Raw genomic sequence first — 15824 nt, 5'->3', positions numbered from 1 at the left:
AGCCTGGTGGAGAAGAAACATGAGCAGAAGACGGTATTAATCGAAGGAAGACGCGGGTGAGGTGAGGTATGGGCCGGTCGCTGTATTCACTGGCGACCAGCCCCTATTCAGGATAGCGTTAAAACGTCTTCATGAACGCTCTGAGGCGTTCCTGGCGATCGCCTTTGCGTTGACCTTCCCATATCAGGTGCCAATGCTCTTCATCTACTTTGATCGGATGGCGGCGTTGATCGAGCAGCATCTGTATCCGGCAGGTAGCCTGCTCTGGCGTGGCTACCATGACGGGCTTGATACCGGTGTAGTAATGCAGCATTGAGCGTTCGGACTCACCCATGTTGACTGTGTTCAGGCAATCGAATTGTGCCGGAAGCGATTGCTCGAACGCCTTGAGCGGTTCGGCATAGCTACGCCCCAGATCTACCCAGGGAAGCCATAGCGTGTTGGCGAGCCCCCAGAACAGGGTGATACCGGCAAACCATACATGTGCCGCCTCAAGTCGCTTGCGCCAGGTGATAGTGATCACCCATAGAGCGGTCAGTATTAGCGCTGCAATAAACCAGGCCGGGCTGGGCGATAGCTCGATCTCTACAGGGACCAGGCGACGAAGGCCGGATACGATCAAGCCTGTATGGCCGCTCCGGATTGCCCACCAGCCAAACCACAGGTATGCCCCCACTACGCTGAACAGGATAATGGCAAACAGGCGGCCGGCACGGTTGAGTCGGTCCGGGATTTTCAGGCCTGCGACCAATATTGCCAGTGCTGGAAACAGGGGAAGCACATAGACGCTACGGAAGACGGCCGAGGTCATGATGACGACTAGAAATACTGCGACGTAAAGCCAAACCATGAAGTGGCCCGGCGCTTCACGCAGTGCAATCCAGTCAGCTTTGAGGCGCTGTTGGCGTAGACTACGCCAGCATCCGGCCACGAAGGCGCCTAGCAAAATCCAACCGACAGGAAAGGACAAGGCCAGCAATTCCTTGAGGTTGCTGCCTGCTCCAGCGCTGATACTGTTCCGTTGGGAAAGACCAAAGAAACGGCCAAAGTTGTTTACCCAAAACCAGTCCAGAAACAGCGTTTTGTCTGCCATCCATAGCAGGGCAGGCCAAACGATCAACCAGGGCGACGCCGCCAACAATGCCCAACCAAGCCAGGCAAAGCCGGGGCGTGTCAGATAGCGGCGCGGTTGAAGCAGAACGGCAGCGCAAACGGTAAGGCCAAGTACGCCAGGTATCAGCAAACCCTTGCTCATCAGGGCAATACCGAAACCTGTCCCGAAGAGGAGTCCTTCGCGGCGGCGATGTGCAGGGTCCACCGAGAAGCCCACAAGGCCTGCCAATGCCAGCATGGCCCCGGTTAGTTGGGGGATATCAGCAATGAGCAGATGGGCATGCTGTACCATGCCCATGGTTCCCAGCATCAGCAGGCAGGCAACCAGTCCTCTACCCGGGGTGAGGCGTTCTGTCAGGCGATACAGCGTCCAAAGCGTGAGCAGCATCCAACCCAGAACGGCCATACGGGAACCGTCTGGAGGCGAGAGCCAGGGGAGGAAAAGGTAGGCAGTGATCGCCCCTGTCCAATACATCAGGGGCGGTTTTTCCATGAAGGGGTCTGCGCCTACCCGAGGCACAATCCAGTCGTTACTTGTCAGGAAGTTCCAGGTCATGCCGAACGAGTAAGGCTCGTCAGCCTTCCAGAGTCCACGACCGATCAGACCTGTTACCAGGTAAAAGGCCAACAGCAGTCCGCACCAGATGAAAAACTTCGCTTTAGGCGAGAGCGTGCGGGAAGCTCCCTGGCTCATGAAGCCTCCCGCTGATCAGTATTGTGTATGTATGTAGACGTTAAGCTCGCGCGGCGAACAGATTGCCCACGACCGATGGCGTAGTATTGGATGCCCCGACGCTCCAGACGCGCAGGATCGTACAGGTTACGGCCGTCGAAAATTAACGGTTCCTTGAGCTTGTCCTGGATGAGGTCAAAGTCCGGCGCCTTGAACATTTGCCATTCGGTGCAAATGACCAGCGCGTCTGCGCCGTTGAGTGCGGCCTCTGGCGTACCCATCAGCAGCAGACGCTCGTCATGCCCATACAGTTTTTGCGCCTCCTGCATGGCTTCAGGGTCAAACGCGCGCACCTGAGCGCCATGTGCCCATAGGGCTTCCAGCAGTATCCGGCTGGGTGCATCGCGCATGTCGTCGGTGTTGGGTTTGAATGCAAGACCCCACACGGCAAAGGTCTTGCCCTGCAAGTCGCCCTTAAAGTGCTGGTGGATCAGGTTGAAGAGCTTGCTTTTCTGCTGCTCGTTCACTTCTTCAACTGCTCGTAGCAGGCTGGTCTGGCAGTTTTCCTGCTCAGCGGTGTGGATCAGGGCTTTCAAGTCCTTGGGAAAGCACGAGCCGCCGTAGCCGCAACCCGGGTAGATGAAGTGATAACCGATACGGGGATCTGCCCCGATACCTTTGCGAACCGATTCGATGTCTGCACCCAGGTGCTCGGCTAGCTCGGCAATCTGGTTGATAAAGCTGATTTTGGTCGCCAGCATGCCATTGGCGGCATATTTGGTCAGTTCGGAGCTGCGTCGATCCATGAACAGGATTCGATCATGGTTACGGTTGAATGGCGCATAGAGTTCACGCATGACCTCGCGACTTTCTTCCCGCTCGGTGCCGATGACGATGCGGTCAGGACGGCGGCAGTCTGTGACAGCCGCGCCTTCCTTTAGAAACTCAGGATTGGACACTACGTCAAAGTCCAGCGTTTTGCCCATCTCATCCAGCGTGTCCTGGATTCGCGCGGTAAGGCGATCGCCTGTACCTACGGGCACTGTGGATTTTTCCACGATCACGACTGGTTGCGTGCGTTGACGTGCAATGGTTTCTGCAACGGCAAAGACGCCTGAAAGATCAGCCGAGCCATCTTCCAGCGGTGGCGTGCCGACGGCAATGAACTGTACGCGGCCATGCTGTACTGCCAGCGCGGCCTCATGGGTAAAACGCAGGCGGCCCGCTTCCATATTTTCACGAACGAGCCCTTCGAGTCCTGGCTCGTACAGGCTGACAACGCCTTGTTGAAGCAGCTCGATCTTGTGTCGATCAATATCCATGCACAAAACATCATGACCGACCTCAGCCAGCACGGCTGCCTGAACCAAGCCTACGTAGCCAATACCGAACACACTGATTTTCACTTACAACTCCTCTTGCGCCAGCGGACGCGAAGCATCCGGACGTCTTGAATGAATGGTGAATACGCCCAGCATGACGAGGGCGATACCGACCGATTTGAGCAAGGTGATGGATTCGCCAAAGACCATGACGGCAGCGAGGTAAACGAGGGGGTAGCTGAGGCTGAGCAGGGCATAGGCACGCCCTAAGGGCAGTACCGATAGCGCAACGATCCAGCACAGCATGGAAAGGCCATAGCAGGCGATGCCAACAAACAGCCCGACCAGTGCTCCGGTGTGCTGCCTGAGCAGACTGGAAAAGGCGAAAGCCTCTGCCAGTGAAGGAAGCCCTGCCATGCCCCAGCGCATCGAGAGCTGAGCAATGCTCACCAGGCATACACTGGCAATTGCGAGCAGAAGTCCACGGTGCTGGCTCATCGTTGCGTACTCAGCAGCACAATGCCCGTCATGATGAGGGCTACTCCGACCCAGTGACGGCCGTCGACATGTTCACGGAACAGTCGATGGGCTGCCAATGTGATCCATACAAAATTCAGGCTAAGCATGGGGTACGCGATACCGACTTCAAGCTGCTGCAGTACCAACAGCCAGAGGAGCAGGCCAGCGCCCAGACTGGCAAGCCCAAGCATTAGCCAGGGTGAGGTCAACTTGCGCCAGAGATTGACGGGGTGCCCCCGCCAGCGCTCCACGGCAACCTTCTGGGCCACCTGCCCGAGGCCGCTCAGCAGGCTGACCACCAATACCAGGACGAATGTCATGCCTGCACGCCCAGCCAGCCTTCGCGGCCCACCAGATCGCCCCGCGTGACCTTGCCAAGGGGAAGGCTGGAAGGATCAGAGGGCAGGCACTCCCCGAGCGGCTTGAAGTGAACATCCAGCCGCTTTGCCAGCGCGAGCAGCCGTTGGAACTGGTCAGCCAGTGCGATCCCCTCTACCTCTGCGTGAGCGGTATAGATATTCAGGTCGGTTGGCACGATGTGCTGCATCAGATAGCTGTTGAAGCCTGCGGCTGACAGGTCAGGACCAATCGCTTCGTCATAGGTGGGCAGGGTGACTGGAATCTGCGGTGTGCCAGCATCGCCATTGGCCAGCGCAGGACGAAACAGCGAACGCCCCCGGCAATCGCTGTTATAGCGAAAACCAAAGGCTTCCTTGGCTTCAATGACGCGCTCATCCGCCCGCCATCCGGCAGCGGCGGAGCAGGTCACTGGTTGCCCCAGAATGTCGCTGAGCGTATCCACGCCGTAGCGAATCTGCTGCGTCAGCTGGTCCATGCCCCAGCGCCCGGCATTCGCCTGCCAGCCATGATGGTCCCAGGCATGCAGGCCTACTTCATGGCCTGCTGCCTGGGTCTGCCGCATCAGATGGCCCAGTTGCTGCCCGATAGGCTTGCCAGGCCACGCCGTGCCGGCCAGGAGAATGTCCCAGCCGTACAGGCTGGCTGCATTGGAGCGCAGCATCTTCCACAGGAACTGCGGCCGAATGAGACGCCAGAGATGGCGTCCCATGTTGTCCGGTCCGACTGAGAAGAAGAATGTTGCCTTGACCTGCGCCTCATCCAACAGCTCAAGCAGGCGCGGAATACCCTCGCGTGTGCCGCGAAACGTATCCACGTCGATCCGCAATCCCACGTCGATCATTACGCCTCTTCCGCCTGGCTGGTCAGTGCTTCGCGCAGGAAGAAGTCCAGGGTCTTGCCAATGGTTTCGCTCATCTCGATGGTGGGCTGCCAATCCAGGAGCTTGCGGGCATTGGCGATGCTGGGCTTGCGATGGGAGACGTCCTGATAGCCTTCGCCATAAAACGACCGGCTCTCAACTTCGCGGAAGCCTGCAAACGGCGGGAAATTGTGCCGTAGCGGGTGTGCCTCAAACTGGGCCAGAAGGGTTTCGGCCAGCTCGCGGATGCTCGCTTCGTTGTCTGGATTGCCAATATTGATGATCTGCTGGTCGCTGCTACCGCCCCGGTTTTCGATGATACGGAACAGCGCCTCGATACCATCGTCCACATCGGTAAAGCAGCGCTTCTGGGCACCGCCGTCCACCAGCTTGATGGGTGTACCTTCAACCAGATTCAGGATCAGTTGGGTGATGGCGCGGGAGCTGCCAATGCGGGCAGAGTCCAGGCGATCCAGGCGTGGGCCCATCCAGTTGAAAGGGCGGAACAGCGTAAACTTGAGACCGTCCTGTTTGCCATGCGCCCAGATCACGCGGTCCAGCAATTGCTTGGAGACGGAGTAGATCCACCGCTGCTTGTTGATCGGCCCAACAATGAGTCGAGACGTATCTTCGTCGAACTCTGGGTCGTCACACATGCCGTAAACTTCCGACGTGGACGGAAAAATCACCCGCTTGTTGTACTTCACGCAGTAGCGGACGATCTTGAGGTTTTCCTCGAAGTCCAGCTCGAATACACGCAGCGGGTTACGGGTGTATTCGATCGGCGTAGCGATGGCCACGAGTGGCAGGATCACGTCGCACTTCTTGATGTGGTACTCGATCCATTCGGTATGGATGCTGATGTCGCCCTCCACAAAGTGGAAGTTAGGATCGCCCTTCAAACGGTCGATGGCGTCGGAGCCAATGTCCAGGCCGTAGACTTCATAGTTGCCGTCACGCAGCAGGCGTTCAGACAGGTGATTACCAATGAAGCCATTCACGCCAAGGATCAGTACACGTGTGCGACGCTTGGCCTTGAAGGCATCGCTGCGGCGCAGACGAAGCCCTTCGACCAGTCCCATCTCCCGCGCTAGTTGCGGCCCGGACAGATAAAGCCCGGCGTCACCTTGCTGGCCCGCTTTAATCTCCAGTACGCTGTCACCGCAGGCGATACGCAGCGGGTCAAGGCTCACTACGGCTCCAGGCTTTTGGTCGTGGCTGACCTGTACGGCCTGAGCTTGCCAGACGATAAGCTTTCGGTCGCCTACAAAGCTGAAGGCGCCAGGGTAGGGCTGGGTCACAGCACGGACGAGGTTGTAAAGCTCGCTGGCTGGGCGTGTCCAGTCCAGCTCGCCATCGGCAGGTGTACGGCGACCAAAGTAGGAGGCCTTGCTATCGTCTTGCGCAACTTCCTGCACATCACCGTGAGCCAGACGCGGGAGGATTTCGTCCAGGAGCTGGCTTGATGCTTCGCGCAGCTTGGCATGCAGGGTGTGCGCCGTATCATCCGGCGCGATCGCTACCCGAGATTGACTGACAATCGGACCTGCATCGGGGCGACGTTCCATGCGATGCAGGGTAACGCCGGTTTCAGTTTCGCCATTGACCAATACCCAGTTAGCTGGCGCTCGGCCTCTATAGCGAGGCAGCAGAGAGCCGTGCAGGTTGTAGGCACCGTTCTTGGCTGTGGCGAGAATGTCCTCGCTCAGCAGGTGGCGGTAGTAGAACGAGAAGATGAAATCTGGCTCAAGCTGGCGGATACGCTCGATCCAGAGCGGGTGATTAACATCTTCTGGCGCATGTACAGGAATACCGTGGCGGGCGCATAGCTGGGCTACAGATGCAAAGAAGCGGTTTTCTTTCGGATCGTCAGCGTGGGTAAAGACCGCGGCGATTTCATACTGGGCCGCGATCAGTGCCTCGATTCCGGCACATCCAATATCGTGATAAGCGAATACAACAGTCTTGGTCATGAGTAAGTCAGTTTGCAGAAGGAATGGAATCGAGCGAGGTGGGCGCGGGTGAACAGGACTCTTCACCACGAACAATGTGCTCAATGAAATAGCGGGGGCGGGCGCGGACGTCGTGGTACATGCGGCCCAGGTATTCACCCAACAGCCCCATGCCAACGAACTGAGCACCGGTAAATATGAATAGAATGGCGAAGAGAACAAACACGCCGTCAGCCGCCCAATCGGCACCCATGAGCAGGCGTAGTATCAGAAGCAGCATTCCGAAGCAGATACCAGCCATTGCCATAACGCCGCCGATAATGCTCAGTAGCCTTAGCGGCGTTGTGGTCATGCAGGTCACCAGATCGAACATCAGGTTGATCAGGCGCATGGGGGTGTACTTCGATTCCCCATGTTCCCGCTCGGCGTGTCCCACATTGATCTCGGTGGTATGGCGGGCGAAGCTATTGGCCAGGATCGGAATAAACGTACTGCGCTCATGGCAGGCCAGCATGGCCTCGATGATGGTGTGGCGATACGCCCGCAGCATGCAGCCATAATCGCTCATGGCTACGCCCGTAGAGCGTTGCACGGCAAGGTTGATCAGCCTGGACGGCAGGCGGCGGAAGGCAGAGTCCTGACGATTTTCGCGTACGGTACCGACCACATCGAAACCTAGGGCAGCCTGCTCGACGAGGCGCGGAATTTCCTCCGGCGGGTTTTGCAGGTCCGCATCAAGCGTGATGACCAGATCGCCAATGCACTGTTCGAATCCCGCCATGATGGCAGCATGCTGACCGTAGTTGCGATTCAGAATAACCGCGACCACATGGCTGCCTTCGGCCTCGGCAGCAGCCTGGATAATGCTGGCTGAGCTGTCCCGGCTGCCGTCGTCGATGAGGACGATTTCATAGTCGCATCCTAACTTCTGGCAGGCGGTATCGGTTCTCAGCAGAAGTTCAGGCAGGCTGGCTTCTTCATTGAAAACCGGGATAACTACCGATACGCGATTGATTGGATAAGGCTTCATGATGCGGTCTCCAACGTGGAGCGGATCGCCTTTACGACACGCTCCAGATCTTCCGTGGTCATGTCAGGAAACAGCGGTATCGAGCACAGCCGTGCTGAGTTCCATTCGGTATTTGGCAGGCTTACCTCTGGAAAGCGGTCCCGGTAATAACGCTGCACGTGCGTTGCAATGAAATGGATGCCGGTGCCGATATGCTGGGCCTGCAATGCTTGCATGAACGCATCGCGGTCCAGGCCGCACTGCGTGGGATCGATGCGCAGGATAAAGAGATGCCAGGCATGATCCTGAGGATAAGACGGCAGACCCAGCGGCTGGACTGGCAGGTCGCTCAGGCGCGTACGGTACGCTTCGGCCAATTGCTTGCGCTTGGCGTTGATTTCCTCGATGCGATCCAGCTGGGTTAGCGCAATGGCCGCATTGATATCGGTCAGGTTGTATTTAAAGCCCGGTTCGATGACCTGCGCCTGAGGCTTTCGGCCGTGGGTCATACGGTCATAGGCATCGACGCCCAAGCCGTGAAACTTCAATGTGCGGATGCGGTTAGCCAATGCTTCGTCATCCGTTACAAAAAGTCCGCCTTCTGCACATGTCAGATTCTTGATGGCATGAAAGGAGAAGATGGCGGTGTTCCGAGCGCCAATCAGGCGGCCCCGGTAGCGTGTGCCTATTGCATGGGCAGCATCTTCAATGACGGGGATGCCGTAGCGCTCAGCCACTGCATAGAGCGGGTCCAGATCGAAGGCTGCTCCGGCGTAATGCACGGGAATGATTGCTTTCGTTCGTGGGGTGATGGCGGCTTCAATGTGCTCAGCATCGGTCATCAAGGTATCGCGGTCGATATCCACAAACACAGGGGTTGCGCCCAGCAGGCAGATCAGGTTTGCGGTGGATACCCAGGTTTGTGATGGGGTAATGACTTCATCGCCCGGGCCAATACCCAATGCCATCAAGGCCAAATGCATGCCGGCCGTTGCTGAGGACAGCGCGACAGCATGACGGCAACCCAGGTACTCACAGAAGCGCTGCTCCAATTCCTGGTTTCGGGGGCCTGTGGTGATCCAGCCGGAGCGGAGCACGGCATTGACGGCCGCAATTTCCTCATCGCCTATGCTTGGGCGTGAGAAAGGAAGAAAGGCAGTTGACATGTCTGTATCCCGTAACGGTCATGACACTACCTGCGCAAGACATAGGCCTTGCGAGCAGGTAGAAACCGCTAAATTTTGGGATGGCAAGCTTGCGTGGCTTTGCAGGTTATATGGAGAAATGATGGAGACTATGGATGACCCGGCTTCTGGAATGCTTAAACCCACCGGTCTTTAGGCGGTCGCACTACCCATTTTATTCTTTAATACTTTGTTACAATTGCTGAATCAACCTATTTCATTTGCCTATGAGCGACTTAAGCGATCCTGCTACCCCTGGCCGCAGGGAACCGTCTACACGCCGCACCGCGGCGCCTCAAGCACCTCAACAGCGCCATCAACGGTTTCGCTCCATTCGGCAACGTCTGGCGTTCTGGGTGGGTGCACTGCTGGTGGGTTTACTGGCGCTGGCCTTCGCCTGGCTGGCTGATCATGCCTTCCATCTCTTTCAGCGCCTGTTGAATCACAGCTACTTATGGCCGTGGTTGGTGACACCAGCAGGATTTGCCCTGTTGGTCTGGCTGACGCAGGGATGGCTACGTAATGCCAGGGGAAGCGGCATTCCACAAGTGATTGCAGCGCTGGAAAAGCCCTCTGGTCAGTTCAGGGCGGCGGTGTTGGCCTGGCCGATCGCACTCGCAAAGATGATGCTGACATTGTTCGCCCTGCTAGTAGGGGCGTCGGTTGGCCGCGAGGGGCCGACCGTGCATTTGGGCGCCTCGGTACTGTATGGTTTTGGTCGGCGGCTGGGCCTGTATGAGCGAAAGACGGTTTCTGGCCTGATTCTCGCTGGCGGTGCCGCAGGCATTGCTGCGGCGTTCAACACGCCGCTGGCGGGCGTGGTGTTTGCCATTGAAGAGTTGAGCCACACCTTTGAACAGCGCTTCAGCGGTCTGGTACTGACGGCTGTGGTGATTGGCGGCATGGTCACGCTGGGCCTGGTCGGGCCGTATACCTATTTTGGCGTCATCAGCGCCAGTCTGCCCTGGGGCGATGCCTGGGTGGCGGTGGTCATATGTGGGTTGGCAGGCGGGCTATTGGGGGGCGGCTATGCACGGCTGGTCATTCCAACGTCCCGCGGCTGGCTTGGAAGGCTGGGCGCTATCCGCTCACGCTTCCCGGTTCGGTTTGCCGCTGTTTGTGGATTACTGGTTGCTTGTTTAGGGGCACTGTCCGGACAGCATGTCTTTGGTACCGGCTACGAGGAAACACGTGCCATTCTGGAGGGGCAGCCCATAACCGATCAGGGCTTTCTCATCTGGAAGTTTCTGGCCAACGTGGTTTCGTATCTGGCGGGCATTCCCGGCGGGCTCTTTTCGCCTTCGCTCACAGTAGGCGCCAGCTTTGCGCCCTGGCTGGTCGATTGGCTCCCTGATGTCACCTTGCAGACCGGTGCGCTTCTGGGAATGGCGGCCTACCTGACGGGTGTTACCCGGACACCACTTACCTCAACCGTCATTACCCTGGAGCTGGCCCACAGCCCCGACATGGCGATCCCCGTGCTGGCGACATGCCTGCTGGCAAATGGTGTGTCTGGCTGGCTTTCTCCCACCTCGCTTTATCATGCGTTGGCCCAGCAGATCCTGCATGCGGTGGAGCCTGAAGCGCCTAAGCCTACCAAGTGTGATTGAGATCACGCTGCGACAGCTGTTCTCCAGACTGTCATAGGGCTGTCAGGCGTTTTCGTTAAACCCATTCGCTCCAATAGCCGTGGGAGCGCATGATGAGCACATTCGATAATGGAAGACGCCGCCTGATCCAGGGCCTGGGCGTTGGATTGCTGTTGCCGGGAGTAGCGCCTGCCGTTATCGCAGGTGCCAGGCAACGACCGTTGATGCTTGAGGGTGTCCAGTCAGGTGATGTGCAGGGCAACCGGGCGATTGTCTGGAGCCGTTGCGACCGGCCGGCACGCATGATCGTTGAGTGGGATACCAAAGAGAGTTTCCGCCATCTGCGCCGAATGGTTTCGCCTGTGGTAACGGCTGAAACGGACTACACCATGCGCATGGACCTGCGCGGCCTCCCGGCGGATCAATCCATCTTTTATCGGGTTCGCTTTGAAGACATCTACTCTGGTGCACAGAGTGAGCCAGCGTTTGGACACCTGCGCAGCACACCTGGGCATCGTACCGATATCCGCTTTGTCTGGAGCGGCGATACAGTAGGCCAGGGATTTGGTATCAATCCTGACATTGGCGGCATGCGCATCTATGAGGCCATGCGGCGCCGGCAGCCGGACTTCTTTCTGCACAGTGGCGACACTATCTATGCTGATGGCCCGCTGGAAGCGAAGACCACTACTGTCGAAGGAAAAGTCTGGCGCAACATTACGACCGAAGCGAAAAGCAAGGTTGCCGAGACAGTTGATGAGTACCGTGGCAACTACCGCTACAACCTGATGGATGAAAACGTCCGTCGATTCAACGCTGAAGTCCCTCAGATCTGGCAGTGGGACGATCACGAGACCACCAACAACTGGTCTTCTACCAAGGTGCTGGATGATCGCTATACCGTAAAAGACATCGACGTGCTGGCCAAGCGTTCGCGTCAGGCCTATCTCGAATATGCCCCCATGCGGCTGCAACAGCGGGATGATGCCGGACGCATCTATCGCAAGATTAGCTATGGCCCGCGTCTGGATATCTTTGTTCTGGACATGCGAACCTATCGCGGCGGGAACAGTGCAAACCTGCAACCCGAGGCAGGCCCTGATACGGCCTTCATGGGGCGTGCCCAGCTTGAATGGCTCAAGCAGGGACTCACCGAGTCTACGGCTACCTGGAAGGTCATTGCGGCAGACATGCCTATTGGGCTGGAAGTGCCTGACGGAACCGATGCGTCAGGAACGCCTCGTTGGGAGGCCATTGCCAATGGCGATGATGGCGCACCTCTGGGGCGCGAGCTGGAAATTGCAGAACTTCTGCGTTACATCCGTCGGTGGAATATCCACAACACGGTCTGGCTGACCGCAGACGTGCATTACTGCGCGGCTCACCACTATCACCCTAATCGGGCGGCTTTTCAGGATTTCGAACCCTTCTGGGAGTTCGTGGCAGGCCCGCTCAACGCCGGTGCGTTCGGACCAAACAAGCTGGATAACACCTTTGGTCCGGAGGCTGTGTTCGTGAAGGCGCCACCGGTAGCCAACAGCTCACCGCTGTCGGGCTTTCAGTTCTTTGGTGAGGTCAATATTGAGGGGCACAGCGGTGATCTGACGGTGACCCTGCGAGACTTGAATGGAAAGGCTGTATTCGAGAAGACGCTACAAGCGGTTTGATCAGGCTGTAAAAACAAAGGGCTGAATGGTCAGCCCTTTGTTTTATGCTTAGTGATGTTCCCGCGTCGCGCGGAATTTTATATCAGGCCAGCGCTCTTCCATCAGGCTCAGGTTGACGCGAGTCGGGGCAAGATAGGTCAAGTGGCCACCGCCATCCACAGACAGGTTCTCCATGGCTTTGTTCTTGAATTCTTCAAGTTTCTTCTTGTCACCGCACTCGATCCAGCGGGCAGACCAGACATTGATCGGCTCGTAGACGCATTCCACCTTGTATTCTTCTTTCAGGCGGCTGGCAACAACATCGAACTGCAGCACACCAACAGCGCCGAGAATGATGTCGTTGTTACGCTCAGGGAAGAACACCTGGGTCGCGCCTTCTTCTGCCAGCTCCTGCAGGCCCTGGCGTAGCTGCTTGGACTTGAGTGGGTCCTTCAGGCGTACGCGGCGGAACAGCTCAGGGGCAAAGTGGGGAATACCGGTGAAACCCAGGCTTTCGCCTTCAGTGAAGGTATCACCGATCTGGATGGTCCCGTGGTTATGCAGGCCGATAATGTCACCGGCAAAAGCCTCTTCCAGTTGCTCACGTTCGGAGGAGAAGAACGTCAGGGCATCGGCAATCTTGATGTCCTTGCCAATTCGTACATGACGTAGCTTCATGCCTTTCTCGTATTTGCCAGAGCAGATACGCATGAAAGCAATACGGTCACGGTGCTTGGGATCCATGTTTGCCTGGATCTTGAACACAAAACCGCTGAATTTTTCTTCGACGGGCTGTACATCGCGCTCGTTGCTGGCACGGGAAAGCGGCTGTGGGGCCCAGTCCACTACGGCATTCAGTACGTGGTCAACACCAAAGTTGCCCAAGGCTGTACCAAAGAAGACCGGGGTCATCTGGCCTTTCAGAAACTCATCCGCATTGAATTCATGGCACGCGCCCTGAACCAGTTCAAGCTGCTCGACGAAATCATCGTACAGGTCACCCAGGTGTGCACGGGCCTCGTCAGAGTCCAGGCTCTCGATAATGCGTGTTTCGGTACGCTCATGGCCATGGCCAGGGGTATAGACGAAAATCTTGTCTTCAGAGAGGTGGTACACCCCCTTGAAGTCGCGGTAGGAGCCAATCGGCCAGGTAATCGGAGCCGCTTTGATCTTCAGGACGGCTTCGATCTCGTCAAGCAACTCGATCGGATCGCGAATGTCACGGTCCAGCTTGTTCACAAAGCTGACGATGGGCGTGTCGCGCAGGCGGCAAACGTCCATCAGGGCAATCGTGCGGGGCTCAACGCCTTTACCGCCGTCGAGCACCATCAGAGCCGAGTCTACCGCTGTAAGTGTGCGGTAGGTGTCTTCCGAGAAGTCTTCGTGACCCGGGGTATCGAGCAGGTTGATCATGTGTTCACGGTAGGGGAACTGCATGACCGACGTGGTAATGGAGATACCACGCTGCTTTTCCATCTCCATCCAGTCGGAGGTGGCATGGCGATCGGATTTACGTGATTTGACGGTCCCGGCCACGGCAATGGCTTGCCCCATCAGGAGGAGCTTCTCGGTGATGGTGGTCTTACCGGCGTCCGGGTGGGAAATGATGGCGAAAGTGCGCCGTTTGGCGACTTCGGCGGCCTGCTTGGTCATGGAGGCTGATGTCCGGTGGATACTTAAACCGGCGATTATAGCAAGCCGCGAGGTCTGTAGGTTCAGGCCTTTTGGCTTTTCAGACGAGTCTTGTTCAGCAGGGCGACCCTGATGTAGTGGGCCACCCTGGCATCGGCTTATTTAGGCCCTATTTCCGAGCAGCCCGAGTGTTTCACATACTTCTTGAGAATTGCCCACTGCGGACGCTCCTTGTTATCCCGGGGTTCGATGGAAAGGGAATAGTCGCCCCAGCCCGGACCTGCTGCCCAGTAGGTAGCCGGGATACACTCCTTCTGAAGATGCGAGAGCATGTTATCCATGACCTTCATCCAGCGGGGATCATCCCCTGGTGCACCAAACTCACCAATGTGGCCTTTCTTGTTATTGGCCTTGAGCCAGTCAATAAACGGTTGAACACGTTTGACGCCAATCATGGGGTCAAGCTGACTCGTGTCCTTGGATTCGTAACGACCACCGGCATCAGCGTCGAAATACACATGAGCCGAGAAAATCAGGTTGTCCGCCGGATCCTTGAGGTTTAGCAGGCCTTTGTTTACATCAGGCCAGCGCGCACTGCTTGACCAGAAGTTGCCCTCGATCACGATCGGACGGCTCTTGTCGACGGAGCGAATACCGTCAATACCGTACTGGGCAGCAGTGTCCCAGTGATCTTCCACATCATGCGGCTCGTTCATGATGTCATAACCAAGCAGGGCAGGGTGTTTGCTCCAGGTCTTGGCAATACGTTGCATTACATCCTGGTAAGCCTCGTAGGGCACACTTTCCGAACCAATGATCTGGTCGCGGTAACGCCCATAGTTATGCAGGTCCAGAATGATTTGCATCTTGTAGCGCTTGGCGGAGTCCAGCGTCTGACTGATCAGCTCGGCATACTGGGCATCCAGCTCACCGTTGAGCTTGGGCTGCAGACGCTCCCAGGTAATGGGGAAACGTACGACACGAATGCCTCGGTAGCCCCAGCGTCTGAAGTACGAGTCATCGGGGAAAAAGTAGTTGGTGCCGTTCACGCCCGGAAGCACCTGGGCAGCAAAACCGGCACCTGAAAAGTTCAGGCCGATCATCTCGGCTGGGTAGTCGGCCGCCGAAGCGGTATGGCTCATTAGCAGGGGAGCGAATGCTAGAAAGGCATATCGCTTGAGGTTGCGCGTGATTAACCCGGTTCTGTTCATCGAAATAAGTGCCATAAGCGTAAGGGGGCAGGCCAAAACAATGCCTGCGGGGGATTAACGTGGACAGGCTTGATAGCAAAACCCATCAAACGTGCTCTTTGAGCAGGGCGATTGGCAAGAGGTGCTGGTGCGGTTTGAGGTGAAAATGTGATTGCCTATGGCTTTATCGAAAAGACGTACAGCGATAGGAGCTAGAAATGAATTCAATCAGCGGAGCAAACAATTGAAGCTGAAAGCCTGAGCCGGACGATGGCACAGGCTTTCAAGCCTAGCACTTAGCAGGCATCCAGACGGAAGCAGACTCCTGTCCAGCGCTCAGCCTCTTCACGCGCATCCCGCTCGTTATCAAACTCGGCAATGATTCCGCCATGGGCGTAGATCACTGCCCAGGTTTCCTTCAAGGCTACCTGCAACGAGTTGATGAATGATAGAGGCTCTACCGAGCCGTCGACTTCGATGCCAATCATTTTGATTTCCCTATGAAATGAAGCAAAACATATTGTTGGAATAAGGCCATATCCTTCCGTGACGTAAGGCACTGCATGGCGACACACCAAGACCAGTGCGCCTTAATAAAGTTTACGCCTTGCAATATTTCTTTCATCTTTTTGGTGAGCGGCAGTCTCCAAATCTGGTTAGTACTCTCTCGCAAAATTCGATCTTTGCCAGAAACATCCGTCTGGCCAGACCAAGATCTTCCATTCAGGGGGAATCCTGACGGATTTTGGAACATCGGTTCGCCTTGCCGGTCGGTT

At 56.9% G+C, this 15824-nt stretch carries 13 protein-coding genes; 2 read left to right on the top strand and 11 right to left on the bottom strand.

Translation table 11 applies throughout. The features are described from left to right. Positions 1-118 precede the first annotated feature (118 nt). From IEX86_RS02105 to arnB, 8 genes are read right to left on the bottom strand one after another with little or no spacing between them, the layout of a single operon-like run. Positions 119-1807: an ArnT family glycosyltransferase gene (locus tag IEX86_RS02105; protein WP_188864408.1), complete on the bottom strand. Its 1689-nt coding sequence runs from the start codon at positions 1805-1807 to the stop codon at positions 119-121. Beyond that, positions 1804-3192 carry a UDP-glucose dehydrogenase family protein gene (locus IEX86_RS02100; RefSeq protein WP_188864407.1) on the bottom strand — a complete coding sequence of 463 codons (1389 nt, stop codon included), beginning with the start codon at positions 3190-3192 and terminating at the stop codon, positions 1804-1806. The genes IEX86_RS02105 and IEX86_RS02100 overlap by 4 nt, the downstream gene beginning before the upstream one ends. Next, positions 3193-3606: a 4-amino-4-deoxy-L-arabinose-phosphoundecaprenol flippase subunit ArnF gene (gene arnF, locus IEX86_RS02095; protein ID WP_188864406.1), complete on the bottom strand. Its 414-nt coding sequence runs from the start codon at positions 3604-3606 to the stop codon at positions 3193-3195. Beyond that, on the bottom strand, positions 3603-3947 hold the full coding sequence (gene arnE / locus IEX86_RS02090) for a 4-amino-4-deoxy-L-arabinose-phosphoundecaprenol flippase subunit ArnE (RefSeq protein WP_188864405.1): 345 nt from the start codon (positions 3945-3947) through the stop codon (positions 3603-3605). Before arnE ends, arnF begins: the two co-directional genes overlap by 4 nt. Continuing rightward, a complete protein-coding gene (arnD, locus tag IEX86_RS02085; protein WP_188864766.1) occupies positions 3944-4825 on the bottom strand; it encodes a 4-deoxy-4-formamido-L-arabinose-phosphoundecaprenol deformylase in 882 nt (293 codons plus the stop codon). Before arnD ends, arnE begins: the two co-directional genes overlap by 4 nt. Before the next feature lie 2 nt (positions 4826-4827). Continuing rightward, entirely contained in the window at positions 4828-6819 is a 1992-nt protein-coding gene (gene arnA, locus IEX86_RS02080) for a bifunctional UDP-4-amino-4-deoxy-L-arabinose formyltransferase/UDP-glucuronic acid oxidase ArnA (protein ID WP_188864404.1), read from the bottom strand. 7 nt (positions 6820-6826) lie between these two features. Further along, positions 6827-7828: an undecaprenyl-phosphate 4-deoxy-4-formamido-L-arabinose transferase gene (arnC, locus tag IEX86_RS02075; protein WP_188864403.1), complete on the bottom strand. Its 1002-nt coding sequence runs from the start codon at positions 7826-7828 to the stop codon at positions 6827-6829. Beyond that, on the bottom strand, positions 7825-8973 hold the full coding sequence (arnB, locus tag IEX86_RS02070) for a UDP-4-amino-4-deoxy-L-arabinose aminotransferase (protein WP_188864402.1): 1149 nt from the start codon (positions 8971-8973) through the stop codon (positions 7825-7827). Before arnB ends, arnC begins: the two co-directional genes overlap by 4 nt. Before the next feature lie 245 nt (positions 8974-9218). Here arnB and IEX86_RS02065 point away from each other — a divergent pair, with 245 nt between their 5' ends. Together IEX86_RS02065 and IEX86_RS02060 are read left to right on the top strand one after the other, a co-directional pair. Then, complete coding sequence (locus IEX86_RS02065) at positions 9219-10601, top strand: chloride channel protein (RefSeq protein WP_188864401.1); 1383 nt, start codon at positions 9219-9221, stop codon at positions 10599-10601. A gap of 92 nt (positions 10602-10693) precedes the next feature. Beyond that, entirely contained in the window at positions 10694-12247 is a 1554-nt protein-coding gene (locus IEX86_RS02060; RefSeq protein WP_188864400.1) for an alkaline phosphatase D family protein, read from the top strand. 48 nt (positions 12248-12295) lie between these two features. On the opposite strand, the gene IEX86_RS02055 is transcribed toward IEX86_RS02060, so the two are convergent. From IEX86_RS02055 to IEX86_RS02045, 3 genes are all read right to left on the bottom strand, one after another. Continuing rightward, on the bottom strand, positions 12296-13879 hold the full coding sequence (locus IEX86_RS02055; protein WP_188864399.1) for a peptide chain release factor 3: 1584 nt from the start codon (positions 13877-13879) through the stop codon (positions 12296-12298). Positions 13880-14016: 137 nt separating this feature from the next. Further along, positions 14017-15069, bottom strand: a complete 1053-nt coding sequence (locus IEX86_RS02050) for a glycoside hydrolase family 5 protein (RefSeq protein WP_188864398.1) — start codon at positions 15067-15069, stop codon at positions 14017-14019. A gap of 275 nt (positions 15070-15344) precedes the next feature. After that, complete coding sequence (locus IEX86_RS02045) at positions 15345-15536, bottom strand: hypothetical protein (RefSeq protein ID WP_188864397.1); 192 nt, start codon at positions 15534-15536, stop codon at positions 15345-15347. Positions 15537-15824: the final 288 nt, after the last annotated feature.

The sequence above is a fragment of the Pseudomonas asuensis genome, from assembly GCF_014646755.1.
GTDB classification, from domain to species: domain Bacteria; phylum Pseudomonadota; class Gammaproteobacteria; order Pseudomonadales; family Pseudomonadaceae; genus Chryseomonas; species Chryseomonas asuensis.
The sequence above is the reverse complement of the archived record's forward strand: the minus strand, read 5'-3'. Positions and strand labels throughout refer to the sequence as shown.